This is a genomic window from Streptococcus lishijunsis, from assembly GCF_047290665.1.
Taxonomy (GTDB): Bacteria; Bacillota; Bacilli; order Lactobacillales; family Streptococcaceae; genus Streptococcus.
The window spans coordinates 1-4050 of sequence record NZ_JBLBUC010000039.1 but is presented as its reverse complement, the minus strand read 5'-3'; the positions used below and the strand labels follow the sequence as shown (position 1 = coordinate 4050).

8 protein-coding genes are annotated in these 4050 nt (G+C 36.5%); all 8 read right to left on the bottom strand.

The annotated features are described in order from the left end of the window. Positions 1 to 19: 19 nt before the first annotated feature. Complete coding sequence (locus tag ACLN19_RS08975) at positions 20 to 283, bottom strand: hypothetical protein (protein WP_413385492.1); 264 nt, start codon at positions 281 to 283, stop codon at positions 20 to 22. Between the two features lie 22 nt (positions 284 to 305). Continuing rightward, positions 306 to 665: a PrgI family protein gene (locus ACLN19_RS08970; protein ID WP_413385490.1), complete on the bottom strand. Its 360-nt coding sequence runs from the start codon at positions 663 to 665 to the stop codon at positions 306 to 308. Between the two features lie 232 nt (positions 666 to 897). Continuing rightward, positions 898 to 1068, bottom strand: coding sequence for a hypothetical protein (locus ACLN19_RS08965; RefSeq protein ID WP_413385488.1), 171 nt, complete (start codon positions 1066 to 1068; stop codon positions 898 to 900). A gap of 101 nt (positions 1069 to 1169) precedes the next feature. Continuing rightward, positions 1170 to 1811: a GNAT family N-acetyltransferase gene (locus ACLN19_RS08960; RefSeq protein ID WP_413385485.1), complete on the bottom strand. Its 642-nt coding sequence runs from the start codon at positions 1809 to 1811 to the stop codon at positions 1170 to 1172. Continuing rightward, positions 1747 to 2238, bottom strand: a complete 492-nt coding sequence (locus ACLN19_RS08955; protein ID WP_413385483.1) for a hypothetical protein — start codon at positions 2236 to 2238, stop codon at positions 1747 to 1749. Before ACLN19_RS08955 ends, ACLN19_RS08960 begins: the two co-directional genes overlap by 65 nt. Positions 2239 to 2341: 103 nt before the next feature. Beyond that, positions 2342 to 2659, bottom strand: a complete 318-nt coding sequence (locus ACLN19_RS08950; RefSeq protein ID WP_413385480.1) for a hypothetical protein — start codon at positions 2657 to 2659, stop codon at positions 2342 to 2344. A gap of 81 nt (positions 2660 to 2740) precedes the next feature. Further along, positions 2741 to 3484: a type IV secretion system protein gene (locus ACLN19_RS08945; protein WP_413385477.1), complete on the bottom strand. Its 744-nt coding sequence runs from the start codon at positions 3482 to 3484 to the stop codon at positions 2741 to 2743. A 17-nt stretch (positions 3485 to 3501) separates the two neighbouring features. Further along, on the bottom strand, positions 3502 to 3726 hold the full coding sequence (locus tag ACLN19_RS08940) for a hypothetical protein (RefSeq protein WP_413385474.1): 225 nt from the start codon (positions 3724 to 3726) through the stop codon (positions 3502 to 3504). Positions 3727 to 4050 lie beyond the last annotated feature (324 nt).

The window sequence follows — 4050 nt, the reverse complement described above, 5'->3', positions numbered from 1 at the left end:
ATCACTTAAGAAAAACACTTTATAAAATGTGTACAGAAAAGTGTTGCCTTTTCACCTTACCCTCCTCGTCTTTGGGTAAACGAACCCCATCTGCTCTGACATGTGCAGGGTATATCTTGCCTGATAAATAATCTTCTTTTTGAGATTTAACTTGTTTGACTCCCCACAAACCCACATAAACAAACAAAGCAAATAAAACAAGCTCGTAGAGTCGTACAGGATAAACATCCATATACTCGTAAATAGCTTCAAATGACATAAGCTCGCCTTTCTTAATATCCAAAAAACAGCCTCACATTAGGCTGTTAGTTGTATTCTGTAACCTTATTCCAATTTTTAAAATCGTCTTTAGATAAAACTTTAGGTTCTTGAAACTCTGTCACATACCCTCGTTTTTGAACCCTGAGCATAAAGCGCAATCTATCCCTTATGGTTTCATCCTTACCGATTCCATAAATAATAAAGGGCGGTGATAATAAGAACGCCACTAAATAGATAAACAGTTTTGACAAACCTAGCAACGAGATAGCAATCGTAATACCAGATACTAAAATAATACCCAGTAGCAGGACTACCTGCCGAAGAGTAAAACCAAACATAATTGGGCGCTCATAGTCATCAAAACGTTTCAAAAACTCACTACCTAATTTATATTTGTTTTGCATGTATCCTCCTTAATTTCCTTCTGAATAACCAAAAAAACAACTTCAACAAGCAAGGAATAACCCAAATTCTGAATCAGAAACGTGAAGACCAATACCCCGATTAAGATGCAGATAAACAAGCTCATGAGGATACTTTCTTGTAGCTGACTTATTGCAACTCCAGTCAGAGGAGAAACCATAATCGCTAATATCCTCTTTAAGTCTTCAGAAAAAATGACTGTTAAGCCCAACCCTACAAGTAACTCCCATCTTCGAGAGGTTCTATTTTTCTAACTTCTAACTCAATATACTCTGCCCACAATGCTTCTTTATCTTGCGTATCATAATACATTTGAGCTTGTTTATAGTAACGCTCAGACCGTCCCATCCACCACTTATAACCATTTTTAATAACGGATTTCATAGAACTCTTAACCTTCTTTTAACCATGTACTATACCTCTTCATTATATCATTAGTTTTCTATATTACACAACACGAAAACACCTTGCCTAAGCAAAGTGTTTTATGCGTCATCTCTTAATTGCGCTAAAAATTTGACATCTATTTCTTCTAAGAATATCCGTCCATTTGTTACTTCAAAGCCAAACTTTTTGTAAAAATGATTTCTACGCATATGATTATTTAGATCAGCTTCATCTACAGCTGAGAGACTCCCTACGACAGGTGTCTTAGTCCCAAATAAGCTAACCAAATAAAGCAATACTTCTCTAAGTAAAAGACTCCCAAAACCTCTATCTCGATATTTATTATCAATAACAAAATCTCTGATAACTAATCTTTTCACTATTTTTAAAGAGGGAGACGTCGTCTCTTTATAAATAGGCTTAAGATATAAAAAACCATAACGCTCTCTCTCGTTTCTTCCTGTTAACTCAAAACAAAGACTCTCAACTTGCCAGTAAATAGATAATTTCTGCCTGACCGTGATAACAGGATAATAATTACCATGAGAAGTACTGAATAAAATGGCTTCTTCAGGATATCGATTATGCCTCTCTACTCTCTCTAATTTCTTAGTTAGACGTTCGCTCTCCCTTTTTAAATCTAAATATTTTTCACGTAATTTATTATAATGTTCCTCAAAATCCACAGACTTTGAAGAGTTCTGGGTAAACTTCTTTTTGATGTTGAATATATCTCTCAAGTGCCTCATCTCCTCTGAACTCCATTATAACATAAGAGATGTAGCTAAACCAACTAGATAAGAGTTCTCGATATTCCCTATTATCCGCAAGCTCTAAGACAACCGCTTGACTAGCATCATCATGAATAAGCATCAACACCTCGATAGCATAATTAATATTCCTACTCTCTCTGGCATAGCGTAGGGCATCGCCATAAAAAAAACCGCTACCTTTAGCTTCTCGGATGCGAACTGACTGAGGAATATCAGCTAGTAACAACTTTCCCATCAATAAAGCAGAACTAACCAGATCCTTCAACAAATAATTCTCATAATAGATTTTATCAAAAAGCTGTTGTGAATCCATCATCTGACGATGTGCCTCAGCTTCTTTCCCGACACGTAATTCTTTAAAAGCTTTGTCTATTAACTCATTAGATAAATTCATGCCACTTTCCTCCATAGCCGTACTCATTAGTTTTCTATATTACACAACACAAAAACACCTTGCCTAAGCAAAGTGTTTGTTTTTTCGTCAACAATTGAAACGCCTAATCCCCATTGATAGTCGCAATCAAGGCAACGATGAATGAAACTGCTAAAATAGCAACAACTGTCCATTCGTTGGCAAAAGGATCTAAGCTAATGCTGCTATTTTGAAGTACAAATGAATCATAGACAGCGTAAGCAATGATCCAAAATAAAGTCAGACCAATTCCTGCTTTTATCCAATTAAAGAGTAGTGAGAGAAGAAAGAATGGTGTTGCGAGCACCACTGTGAGTAACCCCAACAAACCCGACAAAATAAAACCAAATACAGAACCAAGCTTAGACCAGCCACTAGCTCTTAAAACCTTTCTTTCTTCCATCTCGCTTCCTCCCAAATTCTCATATTCTAATCGCTCAACTTATATACATATAAGTTACTTCACATTTATAGTATAGCATAATTAGCTAACGCTTAAAAGCCTTTTCGCTAAACTTTGACTACCAAAAAGTGCCATGATAAATACAATCCCTTTAGCTAAAGAAGCAAAGGCTACCATCAACCCTTCAAAACCGCCACTCTCTGCTATTCTAAAGTAATCATCTTTTATAATAGCAGGGTAAATTTTCACAATGATGACTAATAGAAGTCCCTGAAAAGCATAAGCAGAAAAATGCTTGAAGAAGTTGAACGCTACATGACGAGTCTGCTCACTCATAAAGAAAGCAATGATTAGAGGTGCTAATGCTTTTAGGATATACATTTGGAAAAAGCGCATGAAGATCAAAATATTAGTTGATACTTTAGCTATAAACTCAATTAATTTTCCAACTAATCCGACTATCTGTTTCCACAACCAACCACTAACTCCTGATACGTCTACGTCCATATCCAAATCTTTATTAGGCAAGATGCTATTGACCACCCCAATCGCTTTGTTAAAGAACAAGACAATCAGATCAAAGATTTCAGAACTGTAGAGAACCAACACAAAAGCAATAACGTAGTTGATAGCGACTTCCATGAAAAGCTGTATGGTAAGGCTTCCGCCTCCTTGACCCAGCCTTTTGTTCCAAGACATGATATCAAAAAGAAAAAAGGTCAAAATAATGACCATAGCCACTGCTTGAAGTGCATCGGCTATCTTATCAGCGTAGCTATTAACCGTTGACGAATATTTGGCTAGAGAATAAGTTACTTCGTTCATGCTCTAGCTCCCTTCTTCTAACCAATCGAACCCAACAATTGAATGATAGCTTGACACACCGAACCAGCAATGACACCAAAAGCCCCACCAGTAACCATATAAGAACCACCTTTTTCTTGACGAGTAGGCTCATTGTTATTTCGTCCACCAAAAAAATCCATCGCTCCTATTAGAACCCAAATCAATCCAATAATAGTACAAATGACCTGTACCATTCGAAAAACCTGAATAGCTGTTTGCATAAGCACAACTTCCTTTCTTTACTAAATATTCTTACTCTTCTAGCCGTGATAACTGGCTAGACAAACGCATAGAGGCATATAAAACAGCCACAATAAGCGTTACTAACATAACAACAATAACAGCTAACATAATACCTCCAAACTAAGCCTATCCGCTATCTAGGGCAAGTAATAAGTTTTTGAGAGAGACACTTTTAGGAAAATAATTACAAGAAGGACGTTACTTGCCCTAGATAGCGGATAGACAGCAGAATTTACCCACCCTTTAGAGACAGCAGACACACATATATATTCATTTTAAAACTAGGAGGTCGAATATCTGCT

What these genes read in the sequence shown, in the direction of transcription:
- ACLN19_RS08970 (WP_413385490.1), bottom strand. Translation starts at nt 665, where the DNA reads ATGCAAAACAAATATAAATTAGGTAGTGAGTTTTTGAAACGTTTTGAT.
- ACLN19_RS08965 (WP_413385488.1), bottom strand. Translation starts at nt 1,068, where the DNA reads ATGAAATCCGTTATTAAAAATGGTTATAAGTGGTGGATGGGACGGTCT.
- ACLN19_RS08955 (WP_413385483.1), bottom strand. Translation starts at nt 2,238, where the DNA reads ATGAATTTATCTAATGAGTTAATAGACAAAGCTTTTAAAGAATTACGT.
- ACLN19_RS08950 (WP_413385480.1), bottom strand. Translation starts at nt 2,659, where the DNA reads ATGGAAGAAAGAAAGGTTTTAAGAGCTAGTGGCTGGTCTAAGCTTGGT.
- ACLN19_RS08945 (WP_413385477.1), bottom strand. Translation starts at nt 3,484, where the DNA reads ATGAACGAAGTAACTTATTCTCTAGCCAAATATTCGTCAACGGTTAAT.
- ACLN19_RS08940 (WP_413385474.1), bottom strand. Translation starts at nt 3,726, where the DNA reads ATGCAAACAGCTATTCAGGTTTTTCGAATGGTACAGGTCATTTGTACT.